Source organism: Algoriphagus sp., assembly GCF_029254265.1.
Taxonomy (GTDB): Bacteria; Bacteroidota; Bacteroidia; order Cytophagales; family Cyclobacteriaceae; genus Algoriphagus.
Genome location: NZ_JAQWXX010000048.1, coordinates 102,571 through 122,153, shown reverse-complemented (window position 1 = coordinate 122,153; position 19,583 = coordinate 102,571). Strand labels below are relative to the sequence as shown.

Genomic DNA, 19,583 nt, shown 5'->3' with positions numbered 1-19,583 from the left:
ACCCACTTCGATCCGTGGGGAGTAGAACTAAGCGGTCTTGGTTATCAGTATGGAGGAATTAAAGTGAATCCTTATCTTTATAATGGCAAGGAGGCGAACGGCCACTTGGGCGTGAACTTGTATGATTATGGAGCGAGATTATATGATCCAAGTATAGGGAAATGGTTTGTTGTTGACCCGATGGCGGAGCAGATGCGGAGACATTCACCTTACAATTATGCCTTCAACAATCCGATGAGGTTTATCGATCCGGATGGAATGGCACCTATGGATCCAAATGGCGGAGTTACTTTTAGCGGTTATTCTGGGGATGAAAATAAAAAGTTTGATAAGCCTGATCCGAATGAGAATCTATTTAGATGCATTTGCCAAGATTCTCAAATAAATTCTAATGATAAAAAAATTTATGAAGGATCAACTCTTCCAGAACATACAGTATCTGCCCCAAGAGACTTAGGAGGAGTTTTAGGAAGAGCAGCAGACAATTGGATGGATAAAAATTTAGAGTATTCAACTTTCGGAAGAATAAACATGAATGGACCAAAAAGATATCCAGACCCTTTGAATTTGATTCCAGATTATGTTGGAATTGATTTTTCTGGTTCGTTTGCATTTCATGATTTTGGTTATGGAGTGGGATTCTCAGCAAGTGACATTGGTGGTGTTGGGAATGGTGGAATACTTACTTTTGAACATGGAAGGGTTTATGGATATGATCTTTCTTTTGGAATTAATTTGCACATAGGATATTCAGATGTAAGAGGATTTAATGGTCATAACCTTACAATAGGTGATTTACAGGGTAATGCTTCTCAAATTTCAGGTGGATTAGATTTCCTTAATTTAGCAGGTGGGTCTTCAATAACAAATCACTGGTATTCAGCAGGAGTTTCTTTTAGTGCTTTACCAGTTAGGTTCAGCAGTTCTTATCAAAATATTAAATCGCATAAACTCTACTCATGGTAAAATTTCCTTATTATAGTAAATATTATAATTCTAGGCTGTCTAGCATGAATATGAATTATAGATTAGATAGATTAGTAAATCAGTCTGTGGGGAGTAGATTATTTTCAAATAAATTTTATGGGCATTTAGAAAATAATGGCTTTGTTGCTTATAAAAATAGTGTTTATTCGAATATGACACTAGTGAAAATAGTTGGTAATTATAGTGAAGTTGATAAAAATACAAAATTGAAACTTCAATTTATGCTTTCAGAGTATGTCTTGGTTTTCTATTTTATTTTTATTTTTTCACTTTTTTTTATATTTTATTTAATATTATTTGAACCAATTTCTCTTTGGTTAAAATGTATGCCTTTAATCATGATATTTATAAGCTATATTCTTATTATTTTCCCTTTTAATTTTATAAGTAAAGATGCTCAAAATATTATAGAGCAATTATTAGAATTGGAGATGTAAATTAATGGATATTGCTTCGATTGGGTTAAACCTTGATTAGTATTGTTTTAGATTTACAATCCCGCTCTTGGCAATCAATTATCCCACTGCAAGTCAATTTGCATTTACGAAAACGGGGACAGGGGACAATCAAAAAGTTGCTATGACAAAAGTTCAAGATATTCCTTTAGATCAGGTAGATAATGATTTGACAGATGTAGCAAATAGTGTTTCGGACTATAAAGATTCTAATGGTGGCGATAGCAAATTACAGACAACCGCTGATAATTTGAATAACGGAATCGCAGGGGTTACATCAGTTGTTACAGCTGTTGCTACTAGTGGACTATCTTTGAAATACCAAATAGCTGCTGGCGCAGTTTCTGGTTATGCTGCATCAAAGGTTGTGTCTCCAGAAGGCTTGAGTATAACCCATAAATTTGATAAAACTAAATAAAATGTCAAAATTAAGAATATGTTTTGTTGCTTTGGTGATATTTTTATATTCATTATATCTAATTAGTTTTGATAGATTTCATCAATTCATTTTACTGTTAGTTATATTGGGATTAATGATTTTACTGCCATTAATTGAATATAAGCAATCAATAATGAAGTTTAGAGGCTTAATGAAATTTGAAGTTCGCCTAACAAGAGGTTTCGCTTATTGCATAGCCAGTCTACCTATTGTTTACATTCTTTGGGACTCTCGCCATTTTGAAATAATAAAATATCAATTAATAGTTTACATTATAACTCTCCTATTTGCTATTTTTAATTATGGTATTAAATCTGATTCAGAGGAAAGTGTAAATTCCTCGGCAGAGAGTAGAAAACCTGATTAAGACAGAGTAGGATTAGCAATTCCACCAAGCTGGGGAATAAGTATCTTTATAACGGCAAGGAGGCAAATGGCCACCTTGGAGTGAACTTGTATGACTACGGGGCCAGGATGTATGATCCGGCGATCGGGAGGTGGTTTGTTGTGGATCCGCATGCAGAAAATTACTACAATGCATCACCTTATTCATATGTGGAGAACCCGTTAACTAGAATTGACCCAGATGGGGAAAGCTTTATGAAGAGTCTGGGGCAAGACGATATTGCGGCTTTGTTGACCTAATAAAAGTCAAAGTTTTATAGAATCGAGGGAAAGGTGGAAGCCTTTCCCTTTTTTTTGGATTGGTTTTTTCAAAATATAATATGATCAAAAGCCAGATTCAAATCATAATAGGTTAGAAGTCGAAGCTTCAACTTCTAGCAATTATCCCCCTGCTGGGTGTAGATAAAACATGGTTGGGACTAAACGTAGGTACTATTTTTAATATCATTTAGACTCCCGTAATGCAGCCGGGAGCAATCGGGATTTGAAAATGAGCCTAAGATTTTGGATCTTGAACTAACGGTATCCCGACAGCCTTACGGGATGCTAAGAGTATAAGGCTGTGGTAGTACCGTCAATTGTAGCAGATTACTCCCAATTACACGCAATGATTTCACTATTCCGAGGCGGGGGAAATGTGTTTGACTACCCACAAAGTTTGGATTGTGTCATTATGAAAAAGCACTCTAAAGTTAATTCAGTACTAGTCATGGTTATGGGACTTCCAGGTTCTGGTAAGAGCTATTTTGCAAAAGGATTGGCCAAAGAAATAGGAGCAGAATATCTTGGGAGTGATGAGATCCGAAAAGAAATAGGGTTGATGGGCAGTTATCAAATGGACAACAAATTATCTGTCTACGAGGAGATGTTGAGTAGGGCTAAGGAAATCCATAAATCAGGTAGAAGCCTGGTTTTGGATGGTACTTTTTACTTGCAAAAAATCAGAGATCCTTTTATTTCTTTTGCCAAGTCTTTATCATGGAAACTATTAATTATCCATATCAAAGCAGATGAAGAACTGATTTCAAAAAGGCTTTCTAAACCCAGAGAGGACAGTGAGGCAGATATGGAGGTTTATCAGAAGATCAAATCTGAGTTTGAACCGATCCGGGAAGCCCATCTTTTGATCCAATCCACTGATAGTGCACTCCAAGAAAGTGTAGAAAAAGCTGTGAAATATATTCATTCAGATCATGAATAGGCAGGAAGTAAGGCAGTTGATGGTGGAAGGAATCTATCAAGGTAAACCCATCAAAGGGGTATTGGAAGAGACCAACATATCTTGGGTAATTCTGAGCAGAAGACATGCTTTTAAAATCAAGAAGGACATAAAATTGTCATTTTTGGATTATTCCACCCTCGAGTTGAGAAAAAAAAACTGTGAAAAGGAATTGGAGCTCAACAAAAGATTTTCCTCTATTTACCTTTCCGTCCAACCTGTAACCTATTTCAATGAACAATTTGTCATTGGAGACGGAACAGGGAAAATTGTGGATTATGTGGTTTGCATGAAACGGATGCGTGGAGACAAAAGAATGGATGCGCTTCTTGCTCAAAATAAAGTCGATCCCTCAAGGATTTCACTCTTGGCCAAGCAGGTCGCTGAGTTTCATCAAACTGCCGAAATCATTGATAGTGAATTTATTCAGAAACAAGCTAGAGAATTGTTCAATGACTTGATCACAGTTCAAGAAGTGGTTTTGCAAGAATTTGAAACAGACTTTTCAGAGGTGATCCCACGATTGATTTCTTTCAGTGATGATTTTTTAAAGAGACATGCTGGGAGATTTGGAGAAAGAAACAAGCAAGGATTTAAAAGGGATGTTCATGGCGATCTTCATAGTGGCAATATTTTTTTGTACAAATCCCCGGTTATATTTGATTGCATTGAATTTCAGGATGCTTTCAGGCAGATAGATATTTTATATGAAATCGCTTTCCTTTGCATGGATCTGGAATTTTTCGGCAGGAAAGACCTTTCGGATTTGTTTTTGGATGCGTATGATGCCATTTTGACCTCCTTTCCAAAAGAAGTGGATAAAGAAATATTCCTGTATTTCAAGAGCCTGAGGGCAAATGTAAGGGCTAAAGTATTTCTATTGAACAGCCAGTCCGAACCTAACCCCGAAAAGAAAGCCCAAAAATTAGCCAAGGGTAAAAAGTATCTTGAACTTGCGTTAAGTTATCAAGTAGAACTCAATCTATAGAATGAATAGCCCTTGATCTTCTTCTGAGTGTAGAGTAGAATGTTTGGTTAAGAGAAGTCTGCGAAAGCTGCATAGGAGCAGGGAAGATAAATTATACCTAGAGTCACCACGATGATTTGACTACGCCTAGGCGGGATTCAGTAATACAGAGGAAAGCTTTATTAAGAGTCTCTGACAAGAGAATTTCGCAGCTTTGAAGGCATAAAAGTCAAAGCTGTCTAGAATCGAGGAAAAGGATGAAAACTTTGCCTTTTTTATTGCATTGATTGTCAAATGGATAAGAGATATTATTGATTTATTAACCATAAATTCTTTTTAAAACTTGGGCAATACATCCAATATTTTTCTAAATTAAAATGTACAGTAGCTTAATAAACACCTGCGCATGCCTAGAGCCAAATCCGAAAACGATCGGAAAATCTTTGTGCTGGATACTTCAGTCATCCTTTACGCACACAACTCCATCATGAATTTTGCCGAACACGACGTAGTCATTCCGATTACAGTTTTGGAGGAACTGGATCAGTTCAAAAAGGGCAATGATACCAAGAATTTTGAGGCGAGAGAGTTTATCCGATTGCTGGATAAGCTATCTCAGGATCACATGATTCATAACTGGACTCCTTTGAATGGGAAGACGAAAGGGAACTTTCGGGTACTCATGAACCCAGACAATAAGCTTAATGCAAATGAGATTTTTGGCGAGGAAAAAAACGATCATAAAATCTTAAATGCAGCACTTTACCTCAAGCAGTTTGAGAAAAACCGAAAGGTGATTTTGGTCAGTAAGGATATCAACCTACGGCTTAAGGCAAAGTCTTTGGAGATTCATGCCGAAGACTATGAGACTGGTAAAATCAAAAACATCACGGAACTTGAGAATACTGGAAAGTATGTGATGGAAAATGTGGATATCAACGCGATCAATACACTATACGATCAGGGTTATGTAGAGGCGAAAACCGTTCTCGGGACTCGAAAGCGAAAGTCTAACGCCTTTTACATTCTTCGCTCCGACAAAAACTCGGTCCTGTCTTATTACAATTCTCAGGAAAATATTCTGGAGCGTGTTGACAAGCGTTTGGCTTATAACATCAAGCCAAAAAATGCGGAGCAAGCTTTTGCATTACATGCAATCATGGATCCCAATATCAAGTTAGTCTCCATTCAGGGTGTAGCAGGGACGGGTAAAACCCTACTTGCATTAGCGGGAGCATTGGAGCAGCGAAGGGAATACAAACAGATTTTCTTGGCAAGGCCAATCGTACCTTTGAGCAATAAGGATATCGGTTTTCTTCCCGGTGATGTCAAGTCGAAGTTGAATCCTTATATGGAGCCGCTTTGGGATAACCTAAAATTCATACAAAATCAATATAAAGAGACCGATAAAGAATTTCAGAAAATAACTGAATTGGTAAATCAAGAGAAATTAGTGATTCAGCCATTGGCTTATATCCGGGGAAGATCACTTTCCAATATTTTCTTTATAGTGGATGAAGCGCAGAACTTGACGCCTCATGAGATCAAAACGATTATCTCCCGAGCTGGGGATAATACCAAGATTGTGTTTACAGGTGATGTATTTCAGATTGATACCCCTTACTTGGATTCACAGTCCAATGGGCTTTCCTACCTGATTGATCGGGTGAAAGATCATCCGCTCTATGCGCATATCAAGCTGGAAAAGGGGGAACGGTCAGAGTTGGCGAATCTGGCCAACGAACTTCTTTGACCCTATTTATCCATTATTCAAAAGGCTTCGAAAGAAGCCTTTTTTTTGATTCTTAAGAGATCAGATTTTTTAACTGTTAAAAATTGTGGAGGGTGCAACCTTTTGAATCTTAATTGATTGTTCGATGCTGAGGAAATCCTGTACGTTATCGTACAGCAAAAATCTTGGCATTTTTTTTAAAAAATTGAAAATCAAGTAGTTAAAAAAAAGGGGCGCTTTTTGGAATAGGTAGGATAGAACGCTAAACCAACTATTTACGCCATGACTACCTCACTATTTACTCAGAAAAATATTTGTGCTGCTTTAGGATTTATAATGGCGATTACCATTGTCCTAAAGGCAAATCAAGAAGCGAAGCTCGCCAAGCAAACTGCCCGATTTGAATATGCTAAACCAACTACTACAATCGGAGAACGATCGCATAGTTCGATCATTGAATTCACAGAATTCCAAAATGAAAAACCCCAAGTATCAGAAGTATTTCCAAAGCTTGGGGTTTAAAGAAATTTAAAGTACTCGTAAGGGTTAATTTGGTTGATTGTTTGATTAGACTAAAGAGGTGGATTTTATCCACCTCTTTCTTTTTTTTAACTTTCAGTGATGGTGTTCAATTTCGCTAAAAAGCTATTATAATACTGCCTTCCTACCTGAACCGCAGCTCCACCCTTCAAGAAAATCTCCTTGGTATTGAAGCTTTCAATTTGCCCAAGATTGACGATAAAAGATTTTTGTACTCGTAAGAATAATTGAGAAGGAAGAATTTCTTCGATCTCTTTCATCGATTTACGGATACTATAGTCTCTATTTCTGGTATAGATAGTGACCATGTTTCCATTTGCCTCCACATAATATAACTCCTCGTATGGTACTTTTTCGAATGCATTATCGGCTTTGATAAATACAGAATCAGTTACCAGGAAGGGACTATCTGCAGCGGTCTTTACTGCGGCAGTTTCAGTCGCTGGTTTTGTTCGCTTATTATAAAGTACAATTTCTACAATTGCATGAATATCATTTGTGTTGAAAGGCTTCACGATAAATCCAGCTGGATTAATTCGTTTTGCCCGCTCGATGATAGTAGGATCCGAATATGAAGTTACATACACCAAAGGAGCATCTACCATTTGTTTAACAATCTCACCAAGTTCAATCCCGTCTTTATCACCTTTTAATTTGATATCCATAAATATCAAATCTGGTCGGTTTTTCTTTATGACTTTGATGCACTGATTGGCAGAGTTTGCAATATCAATATTCACATAGCCTAATAGTTCAAGAATTTCTTGAATATTCTCTGCGATACTGATATCGTCTTCGACGATTAGAATCCGCTCTTCTTTCATATTGGCTGGAAGTGGTTAAGGTTAGAGGTATTATTTTATGATTAAAATTTTTTTGTCATAATACACCTCTAATTACCGAATTTTATTCCGAAAATCAAATGCTTTTTTTTGGTTATGAAATATTTACAGACTCATCATTTCTTTAAATCTGGCTGCTTGTCTCCTGCTAACTTCGATTTTGTCTCCACCTCTGAGCGTGACTACAAGTCCTCCATTGAACCAAGGCTCGATGCCTTCTACCCAGCCCAGATTAATGATGTGTTTTCGGCTTGCCCTGAAAAAAGATTTCTCATCAAGTCGCTCATCCAAGGCATTCAATGACTTATGAATCATTGGTTTGAAATTATCAAAATAGACTTTGATATAATTACCGTCAGACTCAAAAAGTCTAACATTGGAAAGTCTTACGAACCAACATCGATCTCCATCCTTGACAAAAACCTGGTCATCTAGAGTAAGTTTTTTCTGATTTATATTCGATGTAGAAACCTCTGATCTTGTAAAACTTTCGATTTTGCTCTGAAGTCGGGTGATGGCTTCTTCAAGTCTTTTCGGTTCAATCGGCTTTAATAAATAATCCAATGCATTGACTTGAAAGGCCTTTAGGGCATATTCATCATAGGCTGTTGTGAAAATTACATGAGGAACATTTTCTAATTCTTCCAGCAAGTCAAAGCCTGTTTTTTCTGGCATTTGAATGTCGAGGAATATTACATCTGGATTTAATTGATCTATTTTTTCTTTTGCATCATCCACATTTACGGCTTCTCCTACCACTTCAACACTTTCCAATTGATTCAAAAGGGTAATTAGCTCCTTTCGAGCTAGTCTTTCATCATCGATTACAATCGCTCGCATTTTTTTTTAGTTTGTTATTCGAAGTTAACTCTTTGTTTTGGAATCTTAATTTCGGTGATCACAAATTGGTTTCCAGAATTGAATATTCGAAAACTTGCCTGATCTCCGTAGATTAATTTAAGTCTTTGTACTGTATTACTCAGGCCGTGACCTTCATCTCCTTTTGATTTTAGGCTGGGGGTTTGGTCAAGATGGCCGCTGTTTTTCACTTGAATATACAAATCCTCATTTAATCCTTCCCTGCATTTAATCTCAATCAAGCCTCCTTTGACCAAGTTTGAAATCCCATGCTTTATCGCATTTTCCACAATTGTTTGAAGCATCATAGGCGGTATTTTGTAGCTATAAGCTTCATCCTCAATCAAGTATCTTATTTGAAGGCGCTCCTCAAATCGAATTGACTCTAGCTCCAAATAGTCTTTTACAGTATTCAGTTCTTCGGCAAATTCGATGGTTTGTTTTTTATCCATCATCAGTGAAAACCGAAGCATATTGGAGATTCTGGTGATTGCAGATTTAGCTTTTACTGGATCTTCATCTACCAAAGCACGAACACTGTTTAGCGCATTGAATATAAAATGTGGGTTGAGCTGGCTTTTCAAATGATTGAGACGGATCTCATTTATTTTGGCTTCGTATTTTAAGGATGTGTTGTAATTATCCAAAAAGTGGAAGAGAAAATAAAGCAAAAACCACATGACATAGAATAAGAATGCCTGAAAAAGATTAGCCAAAATCACCAAAATCCTAAAATCCTCAGTTGGGTTTAGGGTGTTGAAGACAATATTTATCAGGATCTGAGCTATTACATTGACAAAGCTTAATGCCAGTATAGCGAGTAACGATTGGAATAAAAGAAGGGGAATGCTCAGCTTAAACCAATTATAGGTCTTCACGATATAGCGCAGAAAATGGGTGGAGACCAGATTGAACATCGCCAAAACCACAAAAGCCCAAACCTGAACTGCCGATACTCCACTGGAAAGTGAGGCAAGAAAAATAATCACGAAGGCAAATCCTCCCCAGCCTAAAATCTGAAGTATCCAATAAAGCCTCTCTCTATTCATGATCAACAAAGTTAATCTTCCTCACATCTTTAGGGTTTTTATTTTGATAAATGGAGGAAACCTTTGATTTAATCAATTTTTAGACATTTAACTCCGGCTTAAGGAATTTGCCGGTGTAGCTATCTGGATGGATTGCCACTATTTCAGGTGTACCTTGGATGACTATAGAACCTCCCTTGTTTCCGCCTTCCGGACCCAAATCTACAATGTAATCTGCCATCTTTATGATGTCAAGATTATGTTCAATGATCAGGACAGTGTTTCCTTTATCCACTAATCCCTGAACCACGAGCATGAGAAGTTCGATATCCTTGAAATGTAGACCTGTCGTAGGTTCGTCCAGAATGTAGAAGGTTTTTCCGGTATCTTTTTTCGAAAGTTCTGTTGCCAGTTTCACACGTTGCGCCTCCCCACCTGAAAGTGTAGTAGCATGCTGACCTAGCGTGATGTACCCCAGTCCTACATCATTTAGGGTTTTGATCTTTCGGAGTATTTTAGGCTGAAACTCAAAAAATTCAACTGCCTGCTCCACGGTCATATCCAAGACATCCGAAATGGACTTTCCTTTGAATCGGACTTCTAAAGTTTCTCGGTTGTATCGCTTGCCTTTACAAGTCTCACAAGGAACATGCACATCGGGAAGGAAATCCATTTCAACCAATTTCATACCTGCTCCCTCACAATCTTCACAACGTCCACCTTTTACATTAAAAGAAAAACGACCCGGCTTATAGCCACGGATTTTTGATTCGGGAAGTTCGGTGAAAAGGGTGCGGATATCGGAGAAAACTCCCGTGTATGTAGCTGGATTTGATCTCGGAGTTCTGCCTATCGGGGATTGATCTACTTCGATTACTTTATCGAGTTCTTTCAACCCATCTATGCTTTTATAGGCCATAGGCTCCTTTTTGGAGTGATAAATCTCTCGATTTAGAATAGGATATAGTGTCTCATGAATTAGTGTGCTTTTTCCAGATCCTGAGACACCTGTGATACAGATCAACGTGCCAAGTGGCAGATTGAGATCCACATTCTTGAGATTGTTTCCTGATGCACCTTTGAGGGAAAGTGAGATGCCTTGACCTGTTCTCCTCTTTTTTGGAACAGGTAATCCAAGTTTTCCACTGAGGTATTCTGCAGTGACGGAAGAAGATTTGAGGATATCTGAGGGTGTACCTGATGCTACAATATGGCCGCCATGCCTTCCTGCTCCAGGGCCCATGTCAATTACATAGTCAGACTCGAGCATCATGTCTTTGTCATGTTCCACTACCAAGACAGAGTTTCCCAAATCTCGAAGACTTTGAAGGGCTTTGATCAGTTTTTCATTGTCACGCTGGTGAAGACCGATGCTTGGTTCATCCAAGATATAAAGGACACCCACAAGTTGAGTTCCAATCTGAGTCGCCAGTCGAATTCGCTGAGCTTCCCCTCCTGAAAGTGTTCGAAGAGGCCTATTAAGAGACAAATAATCCAATCCTATGTCTAGCAAGAAACCAATTCGTTTTCTGATTTCTTTCAATACTTCGGCAGCGATTTTATTTTGCTTTTCTGAGAGTCGTTCTTCTAAATTTTCAAACCATTCTCCTAAGCTACGGATATCCATCACAGCCAATTGACCGATATGGGTATCATCTAATTTGATGTGCAGAGATTCTTTTTTCAACCTATAGCCATTACACTCTGGGCAGGTTTGAGTTACAGTGAATTCACTTACCCAATCTTGAATCTTATCAGAACTCCCTTCTTGATATTTCTGAAGGAAATTGATGATTCCTTCGAAAGTCGTGTGCCATTTGGTTCCAGGATATTTCACCGAATCAACTGCTACTTCCACCTTATCACCATTCAGAAGGATTTCAATGACTTGCTCGGGCAAATCTTTGATTGGTGTGCTCATCGAGCACTTATAATGCTTGAGAATCGCTTCAATCTTTTTAAAAATCCAGATATCCCGATATTCTCCTAAAGGAGCAATCCCCCCTCTTGTGATGCTGAGTTTGGGGTCAGGTATAATACTTTCTCGGGTGATTTCTTCAGTAATTCCCAGACCATTGCAAACCGGGCAGGCACCATATGGACTATTGAAAGAAAAGGAATTAGGCGCAGGCTCATCGTATGAAAGGCCCGTTTCCGGATCCATGAGGTATTTGGAAAAATGGTGAATCTCTCCCGCCTCATCTCGAATCATCATTACTCCTTTACCGTGCTGCAATGCAGATTTTATAGATTGGGTAATCCTAAACCGATCTGATTCCTCGGCGATGATTCGATCAATAACGATTTCAATGTCATGGATTTTATATCGATCTACTTGCATTTTCGGGACCATCTCCATGACCACTCCATCCACTCTGACTTTTGAAAATCCCATTTTACGGATTTGCTCAAAAAGTTCCCTATAATGACCTTTTCTACCCTTTACCACTGGTGCAAGGATATATAATTTATTGTTTAAGAAATTTGCAAAAAGCTGCTCTATAATCTGGTCCTCAGTCTGACGGATCATCTTTTTGCCTGTCAGGTAGGAATAAGCTTCTCCTGCTCTGGCGTAAAGCAAACGCATGAAATCGTAGATTTCTGTGACCGTGCCCACAGTTGATCTTGGGTTTTTCGAAGTAGTTTTTTGCTCAATAGCAATTACAGGCGAAAGCCCGTTAATTTTATCGACATCTGGACGCTCCAGCCCTCCCAAAAATGATCTTGCATAGGCAGAGAAACTTTCCATGTAACGCCGCTGACCTTCAGCATAGATCGTATCGAAGGCAAGAGAACTCTTTCCACTACCACTTAAGCCTGTCAAAACCACAAGCTTATTTCGTGGGATTTTCAGATCAAGATTTTTCAGATTATGCTCACGAGCACCAAAAATTTCTATAAATTCTTCCTGAGAAGAAGTGGTATTACTCATAAATAAAGGGACGATTTCAATCGGCGAAGGTACGAAATTAGAAAGGGAAGGACTAGCTGTATTTCAAGATACTAACCCAAATAGGGTCAGGTTGGTTTGAAGCAAGGGGACATTTTCTAAATCAATAGCGAGACTGAGGTTCCATCAGAATTGGAATTTCATTTAAAAATGGTCAGGGCTTTAAGAAGACTCGCTGGTTTCTATTATTCTGGCAAAAGTATTTCGTAGGATTTTCCTCTTTTGATATTGAGATCCTTATCTCTAAGCCAGGGATTGTAAAGCTTCAAATCTTTATAGTTACTACCGTTTGTCTTGGCCCAACGGGCTAGATTTTTAATATCGGAAGTGACCTTGATTGATTTGAGAGGAGGGTTTTGATAATAATCTATAGGCCTTAATTTGAAACCAAAGGCTTCAGGATCTTCAAATATCACCTTGAAAGCCAGAATCCGAAACATATACCTGCTTGTCTCATCGTTCAAATACAGTTCGTAATAGTTTCTGCTAAGCTGCTCTTCTTGTCGTTTTGCGAAGCCAGTTTGCCCCATATTATAACTCGCAGCTACGGCGGTCCAATCCCCAAATTTGGTGTGTGCTTTTGTAAGGTATCTCGAAGCTGCTTTTGTGGCTTTTTCGAAATGATATCGTTCATCAACGTCCTTGCTCACTTCCAGTCCATATTCTTTTGCAGTTGCAGGCATAAATTGCCAAAAACCTCTTGCCCCTGCTGGGGAAGTTACATTCATTAAGCCCGATTCAGCGATAGCCAGATATTTAAAATCATCTGGGACATTGTTTTCTTTTAACCACTCTTCGATTTGAGGTAAGAATTTGGAAGATCGCTTCATCAGTAAAAGCATATTGGATTCCCAATAGGCATTTACATAGATTTCCCTCTCCAATCGCTCTCTCACATCGGGAATCGAAAGCGGAACTGATTCTCCGGCGAAGGATAGTTCTGCTGGAAGATCAAATAACCGGATTGAATCCCTGAATGAACCCGGGATGGTATTCATCAACTGCTCTGATGCAAGAGTTGGTTCAGACCCCAGAGAATTCTGACTTTTAAATAGTGAGAAAATCGTAATGCCTAAGCAAACTATCACTAAAAAATAGAGCAGTATGATATGGTTTTTAGACATTTAGAAGTTCGGACTGAGTAAGTATTTGGAGTAGAATTCATCGATTACTTTCACTGCCTCGGTTGCATCTTCTACTACACTAAACAACTCCAAATCGTCCTCAAGGATATAATGATGAGAGAGAAGAGATTTTTTAATCCAGTCTACCAGACCTTCCCAATAGGATTTACCAACCAACACGATCGGAAATTTTCCAATTTTATTGGTTTGTATTAAAGTTAAAGCCTCAAAAAACTCATCCATTGTTCCGAATCCGCCAGGAAGAACTACAAAGCCTTGGGAATATTTGATAAACATGACTTTTCTCACAAAGAAATAGTCAAAAGTCATCAGCTTATCTCGGTCGATATAGATATTATTGAACTGCTCAAAGGGTAATTCAATGTTCAAACCTACCGATTTCCCTCCCTCGGAGTAGGCTCCCTTGTTACCTGCTTCCATGATACCGGGGCCACCACCGGTAATCACGCCATATCCGTGACGGACAAGCTTAGCGGCTATATCTTCTGCCATCTTATAATGCTCGTGATCTCTGGCGGTACGAGCTGAACCAAATATCGAAACACAGGGGCCTATTTTGGATAGTTTTTCGAATCCTTCTACGAATTCGGCCATCACTTTAAAGATTACCCATGAGTCTGCACTTTTGATTTCATTCCAGTCTCGCTCTTTGAAAGCACTTCTGATTTTATCTTCCGCAATTTTTTCTTCTTCGTTGCTCATAAAAATTCTTTTACCTAAGAAAACGATCTTCTTTCTGAAATGGACAATGAAATTAAATTTTATGTCCTAAGGATTTCCTAAAGGATTGAGGGTCAATATAAAAAAAATAGAGGATCTAAGAATCAATGAGCCTTTCTCCATCGTAGTTTTGTAATATTATTTATATATCGATGAATCTTGCAGAGAAGTCTCAGGCTGTTTCAAAATTATTTGAAAAGCTTGGTGAAGAAGCGAATCAATTCGCTTCTGAGAGTGGTTTGGGATGTGTTGCTGGATGCGGAGCGTGCTGCGCAAATCCTAAGGTTTCTGCGTCCCCATTGGAATTTTTGCCTCTTGCTTTTGACTTTTTTAATAAAGGTCTTGCCGATACTATTTTGAATTTGTTGGATTCCGATGAAGAAGGAAGTGCTTGTATAGTTTACAGAGCTCATTCTGCTGATGGGAAAAAGGGTTATTGTACGAATTATGCCAATCGGGGGATGATTTGCAGGTTGTTTGCTGCTGCAGCAAGAAAGAATAAATATGGTTCAAAAGAGTTGATCATCTGCAAAATCCTGAAAGAAGAAAAATCTGAGAAATATCAACTTACCACTCAGCGAATAAACCAAGATATGGGGATTCCCAATGCCGCAAAATATTATATGCTAATAGAGGAAATCGACGATCAGTTGGCCCAACAGCACCCTATAAATACTGCGATAAAATTGGCATTGGAATTGGTTTTGCGCTACAAATTTTATCAAGAAGGAGAGTTACTTCAAGAGTTGTAATTTTTTTGCTCTTTGCTTTTAAAGTATATTGGGGTTTAGATTTTAAGTAAATTTTCCCGCATGTTGAAAATTGGAGAAATAATAGAAACGGTCAAAGGAATCGTAGAAACCAAAGTAGAATTGGTGAAATATGAGATTCAAGAAGAATTTATCGGAATTGTATTTCGGATAATGCTTTTGATATTTATCAGTGCGGTAGGTCTTTTGGTCCTTTTGTTTTTCAGTTTTTCATTGGCTTTTTTTCTGAGTCAATATACTAAGACTTCCTACATGGGCTTTTTGATGGTAGGGGGTTTGTATCTGATACTGATGGCAGTTTTGTATTACACTAGATATTCACAAGCTGTGCAGCGGACTGTAGAATCAGGACTGAGGAGTTTTATTTTCAAAAGAAGAAATAAGAAAAATGAAAATGAATAAGGATCTAGAAAATAAAGCTGAGGAACTTGAACAGACCCTTTCCAAGCAATTAGAACTTTTGAAAGTTGACTCGAAAGAATGGGTTAAAATAGGAGGCTTAGTCTTAGCTGGAGGCTTGTTGACCTATGCAATAATAAGAACCTCCAAAAAGAAAAAAGACAGAGAAACTGATCGCGCAATTGAGGTATTGGAAAGAGAAGGTTTACTTACCAAAGACTTGGAGAAGAAACTTACTGAACCTCAAAAATCAAGCTTTTGGCCAAGTCTTAGCCAACGTTTGTTGATTTTAGGTTTGGCAATTGCAAAGGAAAAATTGCTTCCCAACCTTTTTAATTTAGCAAAGGAAGATGAGGACGTCCAAGAAAAAAGTAAGTAAGCTTTTAAAAGCTATTCACAGAACTTCCCAAAAAGGTATTGCTTGGCTTATCGATCCTGATAAAATTATTGATACAGCTTCCGTCGAAAGAGATTTTTCCTGGGTTAGAGATTCTGGATTAGATTTCATTTTTGTTGGGGGCAGCTGCTTGAATCAAGATAATTTCAAAGAAGTAATTCGATCAGTTCAAACTATCTCTGGAAATATTCCCGTTGTGATTTTTCCTGGCTCCCAATTACAGTTAGCAAAAGAAGCTGATGCCATTTTGTTTCTTTCTTTAATTTCAGGGAGAAATCCGGAGTACCTGATTGGACAGCAGGTTGCAGCAGCACCGACAATTAATCAAATGGATATTGAAGTGCTTCCAACAGCCTATTTATTGGTTAATGAAAGTGATGTCACCAGTGTTCAATACATCAGTCAAACAACGCCTATACCTAATTCCAAACCAAAACTTGCCATAGCAACCGCCCTTGCAGGGCAATTTATGGGGATGCGGTTTTTCTTTTTGGACGCCGGAAGTGGAGCAAAAAAACCTGTTTCAGAAGTAGTTATTGAGGAAGTAAGAAAGACTATTAATCATCCGCTGATAGTAGGCGGTGGAATTGATTCAATGGATAAACTTAAGATAGCCTTCAATGCTGGTGCGGATGTGGTAGTTTTGGGTAATGCCATAGAAAAAGACCCCGACTTTTTGGTCGAGGCCTTGGCATTTAAATCAGGATTGAATACTGCTTTAAACGTTAATTAGCGATTCTCTTCTACGCATTTTCCCGGCCGGTACTCCATACATCATCTTGAATCTTCTGCAGAAATAGGCTGTGTCCTTGTATCCTACTTCTTTACCAATATCCCGGATAGATTTTTTCGAAGTTCTTAATAATTCAACTGCGGTTTCCATTCGCTGGTATTCGATGTAATCCTGTGGATTAATTCCGGTAAGCATTTTGAAATATTGACCTACGTAATCTTCAGATACATTAGCTACTTGGGCTAGCACTTTATTGGATAAATCTCCACCGAGATTGGTTTTGATAAAATTGAAAAGATCAATCAATCTAGGATCTTTGAAATAGGTCGCATTGGTAGAAAGTTCTTCCAAGAAAAGACGGTTTTTCAAAATATGACGCAAAAGCTCGATCACTAAAATCTCAGTCTCCGCCTTCAAAATACGCTCTTTACCAATATAACTGACTTCAACCTCTTTCATCAAATCTTCCATTACAGTAGAAAGGCGATCATTGAATCGAATGATAAAAGGAGGAATATCCAGTGAATTAAAGAAGTTGACAACATCAAAAACTTTGGATTCAAAGCTAATCATCGAGATACAATCCTCTTCCGAGTTTTGAATATCCTTGAAAGAAAGACTTTGAAGATATTTTTTCTTTGACTCTTTGAATTGGGAATTATTCAACTCGGTTTTTTTCGCACTATTGCCAATAGTTAGCTTGGTTTTTTGATCTGCCGGAAGAAAGAGTACTTCCCCTTCATTTAAAAGCTCTTGATCTTCGCCAAATTTTAATGTGCCGTGGTGAAGTAGGATTAAGGTATTTTCAGCTTCTCGATAGTCTTTGACAGAAAAATGCTTTTCGAGCCTATAATTATTCCCTCTAATAAACCTAACATTGACTGACTCAATGACTTTGTTGTAATATTCCATGAATTATTTGGAAGATGTTTAAAAGCCAAAAATATAATTTTTCTAATTAAAAAACATCACTTTTTTATCAACATAAGTATAAAAATAAAAAAAGGGTATAATTTATAGAAATTATACCCTTCAACTCAAGAGCTTAATTTTATCTTAGAATACCTCGAGATATGACTATTTTTTGAATTTCAGAAGTTCCCTCATATATCTGGGTGATTTTTGCATCTCGCATCAATCGCTCGACATGATACTCTTTGACATAGCCGTATCCTCCATGTACCTGAACAGCCTCTATGGTCACATCCATGGCCACTTGTGAGGCGTAAAGTTTGGCCATTGCTGAAGCATGGGAATAATCCTCGCCTTGATCTTTGAGCCAAGCAGCTTTATATACTAAAAGTCTTGCGGCTTCAATAGTAGTAGCCATATCTGCAAGCTTGAACTGAATCGCCTGATGTTGACTAATTGGTTTGCCAAAGGCCTTTCGCTCTTTGGAATAAGCCAATGCAAACTCATAAGCTCCTGCTGCAATGCCTAATGCTTGGGCAGCAATTCCGATTCTGCCTCCATTAAGGGTTTCCATCGCAAAAGTAAATCCAAATCCCTCTTCTCCGATTCTGTTCTCAACAGGCACTTTGACATCGGTAAACATAAGAGAATGGGTATCCGAACCACGGATTCCAAGTTTATCTTCCTTTTTACCGACAATAAATCCATCCCAGCCTTTTTCGACTATGAAAACGGAAATTCCTTTGTGACCTTTGCTAGCGTCCGTTTGGGCGATTACTAGATAAATGCTTGCGGAAGACCCGTTGGTAATCCAGTTTTTCGTTCCGTTTAAAATATAATGATCGCCATTAAGTTGTGCTTCTGTCCGCTGTGAAGTAGCATCAGAACCAGCTTCAGGTTCAGAAAGGCAAAAAGCCCCAAGAACTTCGCCCGTAGCGAGTTTTTTTAAATATTTTTCTTTTTGAGCTTCTGATCCGTACTTCTCCAAACCCCAGCAAACCAAAGAGTTGTTTACTGACATGCAAACTGAAGCCGAGGCATCAATTTTGGATAGTTCTTCCATTGCCAAAACATAAGAGATGGTATCCATTCCACCCCCATTATATTCTGGCTCCACCATCATTCCCATGAATCCAAGTTCTCCCATTTTTTTTACCTGCTCCTTTGGAAATTTTGCCTCTGAGTCACGTTCAATTACTCCCGGTAATAATTCAGTTTGTGCAAACTCTCTCGCCGCTTCTTGTACTGCTAAATGCTCTTCAGTAAGTTGGAAATGCATATTTTAATTGTTTGGGTTTAATTCAATCTTGAAATTAAATCAAAAAAAGAAGAGGGGCAAAACCTTGCCCCTCTTCGAATTAGTTATTTGATCTGGATCAATCTCTATTTCCAAAGAAAATGAAAATATAATAGGCTAATGTTGCTAGAGCAGCCAAGGCTGCAACTACATAAGTCATAGCCGCCCATTTCAATGCGTCTTTTGACATTGCATATTCATCGGGAGTGACAATGTTTCGGGTTTTTACCCATGCTAATGCCCGATTACTTGCATCAAATTCTACTGGAAGTGTAACTAAAGTAAATAATGTCATTACCCCATAGGCACCGACCACGATATATCCGACAAACTCATAAGGAAGGCCTAATGCAAATCCTCCAAAAAGGGATGCAATCAAAACAATGTTCAGAATTTTACTTGCGCTATTTTGAATAGGAACCAGCGTGGATCTCAAGTTTAACCATGCGTACGATTTTGCATGCTGCACCGCGTGACCACATTCGTGGGCAGCTACTGCAGCAGCAGAAGCATTGCGGCCATAATAGACATCTGGACTTAGATTTACAGTTTTATTCAGAGGATTATAATGGTCTGTCAACTGTCCTTCTACGGAAACTACCTGTACATCTGTGATTTGATTGTCTGCCAACATTAATTTGGCAATTTCAGCACCTGAAAGATTTGCTTTCAAAGGTGTCTGAGAATACTTTTTGAATTTACTTTTTAAAGTCCTGCTGACTAGAAAACCAGCTGCGGCAAAGACTACAAAGATTACTATGATCATGTTTAAATTAGTTAGCGAAATG

General features: G+C 38.2%; 22 protein-coding genes. 13 read left to right on the top strand and 9 right to left on the bottom strand.

Annotated features, from left to right (window positions below; all coding sequences use genetic code 11):
* The 9 genes from P8O16_RS07545 to P8O16_RS07505 form a co-directional block, all read left to right on the top strand.
* Window positions 1-966, top strand: a 966-nt coding sequence (locus P8O16_RS07545; protein ID WP_300312763.1) for an RHS repeat-associated core domain-containing protein, incomplete at its 5' end; no start/stop codon positions are given.
* Between the two features lie 50 nt (window positions 967-1,016).
* Window positions 1,017-1,424, top strand: a complete 408-nt coding sequence (locus tag P8O16_RS07540) for a hypothetical protein (protein WP_300312760.1) — start codon at window positions 1,017-1,019, stop codon at window positions 1,422-1,424.
* A gap of 67 nt (window positions 1,425-1,491) precedes the next feature.
* On the top strand, window positions 1,492-1,860 hold the full coding sequence (locus P8O16_RS07535) for a hypothetical protein (RefSeq protein WP_300312758.1): 369 nt from the start codon (window positions 1,492-1,494) through the stop codon (window positions 1,858-1,860).
* 1 nt (window position 1,861) lies between these two features.
* Complete coding sequence (locus tag P8O16_RS07530) at window positions 1,862-2,248, top strand: hypothetical protein (RefSeq protein WP_300312756.1); 387 nt, start codon at window positions 1,862-1,864, stop codon at window positions 2,246-2,248.
* 11 nt (window positions 2,249-2,259) lie between these two features.
* Window positions 2,260-2,526: an RHS repeat-associated core domain-containing protein gene (locus P8O16_RS07525; RefSeq protein ID WP_367182802.1), complete on the top strand. Its 267-nt coding sequence runs from the start codon at window positions 2,260-2,262 to the stop codon at window positions 2,524-2,526.
* A gap of 367 nt (window positions 2,527-2,893) precedes the next feature.
* Window positions 2,894-3,487 carry an AAA family ATPase gene (locus P8O16_RS07520; protein ID WP_300312753.1) on the top strand — a complete coding sequence of 198 codons (594 nt, stop codon included), beginning with the start codon at window positions 2,894-2,896 and terminating at the stop codon, window positions 3,485-3,487.
* Window positions 3,480-4,493: a phosphotransferase gene (locus tag P8O16_RS07515; protein WP_300312749.1), complete on the top strand. Its 1,014-nt coding sequence runs from the start codon at window positions 3,480-3,482 to the stop codon at window positions 4,491-4,493. The genes P8O16_RS07520 and P8O16_RS07515 overlap by 8 nt, the downstream gene beginning before the upstream one ends.
* A 385-nt stretch (window positions 4,494-4,878) precedes the next feature.
* The gene (locus tag P8O16_RS07510; RefSeq protein WP_300312747.1) at window positions 4,879-6,225 is read left to right on the top strand and encodes a PhoH family protein; all 1,347 of its coding nucleotides are present in this window, start codon (window positions 4,879-4,881) and stop codon (window positions 6,223-6,225) included.
* A 261-nt stretch (window positions 6,226-6,486) separates the two neighbouring features.
* Window positions 6,487-6,726, top strand: coding sequence for a hypothetical protein (locus P8O16_RS07505; RefSeq protein WP_300312744.1), 240 nt, complete (start codon window positions 6,487-6,489; stop codon window positions 6,724-6,726).
* 86 nt (window positions 6,727-6,812) lie between these two features.
* Here P8O16_RS07505 and P8O16_RS07500 read toward each other — a convergent pair whose 3' ends face one another.
* From P8O16_RS07500 to P8O16_RS07475, 6 genes are all read right to left on the bottom strand, one after another.
* Complete coding sequence (locus P8O16_RS07500) at window positions 6,813-7,568, bottom strand: LytTR family transcriptional regulator DNA-binding domain-containing protein (RefSeq protein ID WP_300312741.1); 756 nt, start codon at window positions 7,566-7,568, stop codon at window positions 6,813-6,815.
* A 123-nt stretch (window positions 7,569-7,691) separates the two neighbouring features.
* Entirely contained in the window at window positions 7,692-8,426 is a 735-nt protein-coding gene (locus P8O16_RS07495; RefSeq protein WP_300312738.1) for a LytTR family transcriptional regulator DNA-binding domain-containing protein, read from the bottom strand.
* Window positions 8,427-8,440: 14 nt separating this feature from the next.
* A complete protein-coding gene (locus P8O16_RS07490) occupies window positions 8,441-9,493 on the bottom strand; it encodes a sensor histidine kinase (RefSeq protein WP_300312735.1) in 1,053 nt (350 codons plus the stop codon).
* Between the two features lie 79 nt (window positions 9,494-9,572).
* A complete protein-coding gene (gene uvrA, locus P8O16_RS07485) occupies window positions 9,573-12,404 on the bottom strand; it encodes an excinuclease ABC subunit UvrA (protein WP_300312733.1) in 2,832 nt (943 codons plus the stop codon).
* Between the two features lie 203 nt (window positions 12,405-12,607).
* On the bottom strand, window positions 12,608-13,546 hold the full coding sequence (locus P8O16_RS07480; RefSeq protein ID WP_300312731.1) for a lytic transglycosylase domain-containing protein: 939 nt from the start codon (window positions 13,544-13,546) through the stop codon (window positions 12,608-12,610).
* Window positions 13,547-14,269: a TIGR00730 family Rossman fold protein gene (locus P8O16_RS07475; protein WP_300312728.1), complete on the bottom strand. Its 723-nt coding sequence runs from the start codon at window positions 14,267-14,269 to the stop codon at window positions 13,547-13,549.
* Window positions 14,270-14,439: 170 nt separating this feature from the next.
* Between P8O16_RS07475 and P8O16_RS07470 the strand changes: the two genes are divergently transcribed.
* The 4 genes from P8O16_RS07470 to P8O16_RS07455 are packed head-to-tail and all read left to right on the top strand — an operon-like array spanning window position 14,440 to window position 16,586.
* Window positions 14,440-15,039, top strand: a complete 600-nt coding sequence (locus P8O16_RS07470) for a YkgJ family cysteine cluster protein (protein ID WP_300312725.1) — start codon at window positions 14,440-14,442, stop codon at window positions 15,037-15,039.
* 60 nt (window positions 15,040-15,099) lie between these two features.
* Entirely contained in the window at window positions 15,100-15,459 is a 360-nt protein-coding gene (locus tag P8O16_RS07465; protein WP_300312724.1) for a phage holin family protein, read from the top strand.
* Window positions 15,452-15,835 carry a hypothetical protein gene (locus P8O16_RS07460; RefSeq protein ID WP_300312722.1) on the top strand — a complete coding sequence of 128 codons (384 nt, stop codon included), beginning with the start codon at window positions 15,452-15,454 and terminating at the stop codon, window positions 15,833-15,835. Before P8O16_RS07465 ends, P8O16_RS07460 begins: the two co-directional genes overlap by 8 nt.
* Window positions 15,807-16,586, top strand: a complete 780-nt coding sequence (locus P8O16_RS07455) for a geranylgeranylglyceryl/heptaprenylglyceryl phosphate synthase (RefSeq protein WP_300312719.1) — start codon at window positions 15,807-15,809, stop codon at window positions 16,584-16,586. The genes P8O16_RS07460 and P8O16_RS07455 overlap by 29 nt, the downstream gene beginning before the upstream one ends.
* Here P8O16_RS07455 and P8O16_RS07450 read toward each other — a convergent pair.
* From P8O16_RS07450 to P8O16_RS07440, 3 genes are all read right to left on the bottom strand, one after another.
* Window positions 16,572-17,498, bottom strand: coding sequence for an AraC family transcriptional regulator (locus P8O16_RS07450; protein WP_300312716.1), 927 nt, complete (start codon window positions 17,496-17,498; stop codon window positions 16,572-16,574). The two genes, P8O16_RS07455 and P8O16_RS07450, sit on opposite strands and share 15 nt — an antisense overlap.
* A gap of 139 nt (window positions 17,499-17,637) precedes the next feature.
* Entirely contained in the window at window positions 17,638-18,777 is a 1,140-nt protein-coding gene (locus P8O16_RS07445; RefSeq protein ID WP_300312713.1) for an acyl-CoA dehydrogenase, read from the bottom strand.
* A gap of 97 nt (window positions 18,778-18,874) precedes the next feature.
* Complete coding sequence (locus tag P8O16_RS07440) at window positions 18,875-19,561, bottom strand: zinc metallopeptidase (protein ID WP_300312710.1); 687 nt, start codon at window positions 19,559-19,561, stop codon at window positions 18,875-18,877.
* Between the last annotated feature and the right edge of the window lie 22 nt (window positions 19,562-19,583).

Coding starts and splice junctions, on each gene's coding strand:
- P8O16_RS07540 (WP_300312760.1), top strand. CDS start 1,017: ATGAATTATAGATTAGATAGATTAGTAAATCAGTCTGTGGGGAGTAGA.
- P8O16_RS07530 (WP_300312756.1), top strand. CDS start 1,862: ATGTCAAAATTAAGAATATGTTTTGTTGCTTTGGTGATATTTTTATAT.
- P8O16_RS07520 (WP_300312753.1), top strand. CDS start 2,894: ATGATTTCACTATTCCGAGGCGGGGGAAATGTGTTTGACTACCCACAA.
- P8O16_RS07515 (WP_300312749.1), top strand. CDS start 3,480: ATGAATAGGCAGGAAGTAAGGCAGTTGATGGTGGAAGGAATCTATCAA.
- P8O16_RS07510 (WP_300312747.1), top strand. CDS start 4,879: ATGCCTAGAGCCAAATCCGAAAACGATCGGAAAATCTTTGTGCTGGAT.
- P8O16_RS07505 (WP_300312744.1), top strand. CDS start 6,487: ATGACTACCTCACTATTTACTCAGAAAAATATTTGTGCTGCTTTAGGA.
- P8O16_RS07500 (WP_300312741.1), bottom strand. CDS start 7,568: ATGAAAGAAGAGCGGATTCTAATCGTCGAAGACGATATCAGTATCGCA.
- P8O16_RS07495 (WP_300312738.1), bottom strand. CDS start 8,426: ATGCGAGCGATTGTAATCGATGATGAAAGACTAGCTCGAAAGGAGCTA.
- P8O16_RS07490 (WP_300312735.1), bottom strand. CDS start 9,493: ATGAATAGAGAGAGGCTTTATTGGATACTTCAGATTTTAGGCTGGGGA.
- uvrA (WP_300312733.1), bottom strand. CDS start 12,404: ATGAGTAATACCACTTCTTCTCAGGAAGAATTTATAGAAATTTTTGGT.
- P8O16_RS07480 (WP_300312731.1), bottom strand. CDS start 13,546: ATGTCTAAAAACCATATCATACTGCTCTATTTTTTAGTGATAGTTTGC.
- P8O16_RS07475 (WP_300312728.1), bottom strand. CDS start 14,269: ATGAGCAACGAAGAAGAAAAAATTGCGGAAGATAAAATCAGAAGTGCT.
- P8O16_RS07470 (WP_300312725.1), top strand. CDS start 14,440: ATGAATCTTGCAGAGAAGTCTCAGGCTGTTTCAAAATTATTTGAAAAG.
- P8O16_RS07465 (WP_300312724.1), top strand. CDS start 15,100: ATGTTGAAAATTGGAGAAATAATAGAAACGGTCAAAGGAATCGTAGAA.
- P8O16_RS07460 (WP_300312722.1), top strand. CDS start 15,452: ATGAATAAGGATCTAGAAAATAAAGCTGAGGAACTTGAACAGACCCTT.
- P8O16_RS07455 (WP_300312719.1), top strand. CDS start 15,807: ATGAGGACGTCCAAGAAAAAAGTAAGTAAGCTTTTAAAAGCTATTCAC.
- P8O16_RS07450 (WP_300312716.1), bottom strand. CDS start 17,498: ATGGAATATTACAACAAAGTCATTGAGTCAGTCAATGTTAGGTTTATT.
- P8O16_RS07445 (WP_300312713.1), bottom strand. CDS start 18,777: ATGCATTTCCAACTTACTGAAGAGCATTTAGCAGTACAAGAAGCGGCG.
- P8O16_RS07440 (WP_300312710.1), bottom strand. CDS start 19,561: ATGATCATAGTAATCTTTGTAGTCTTTGCCGCAGCTGGTTTTCTAGTC.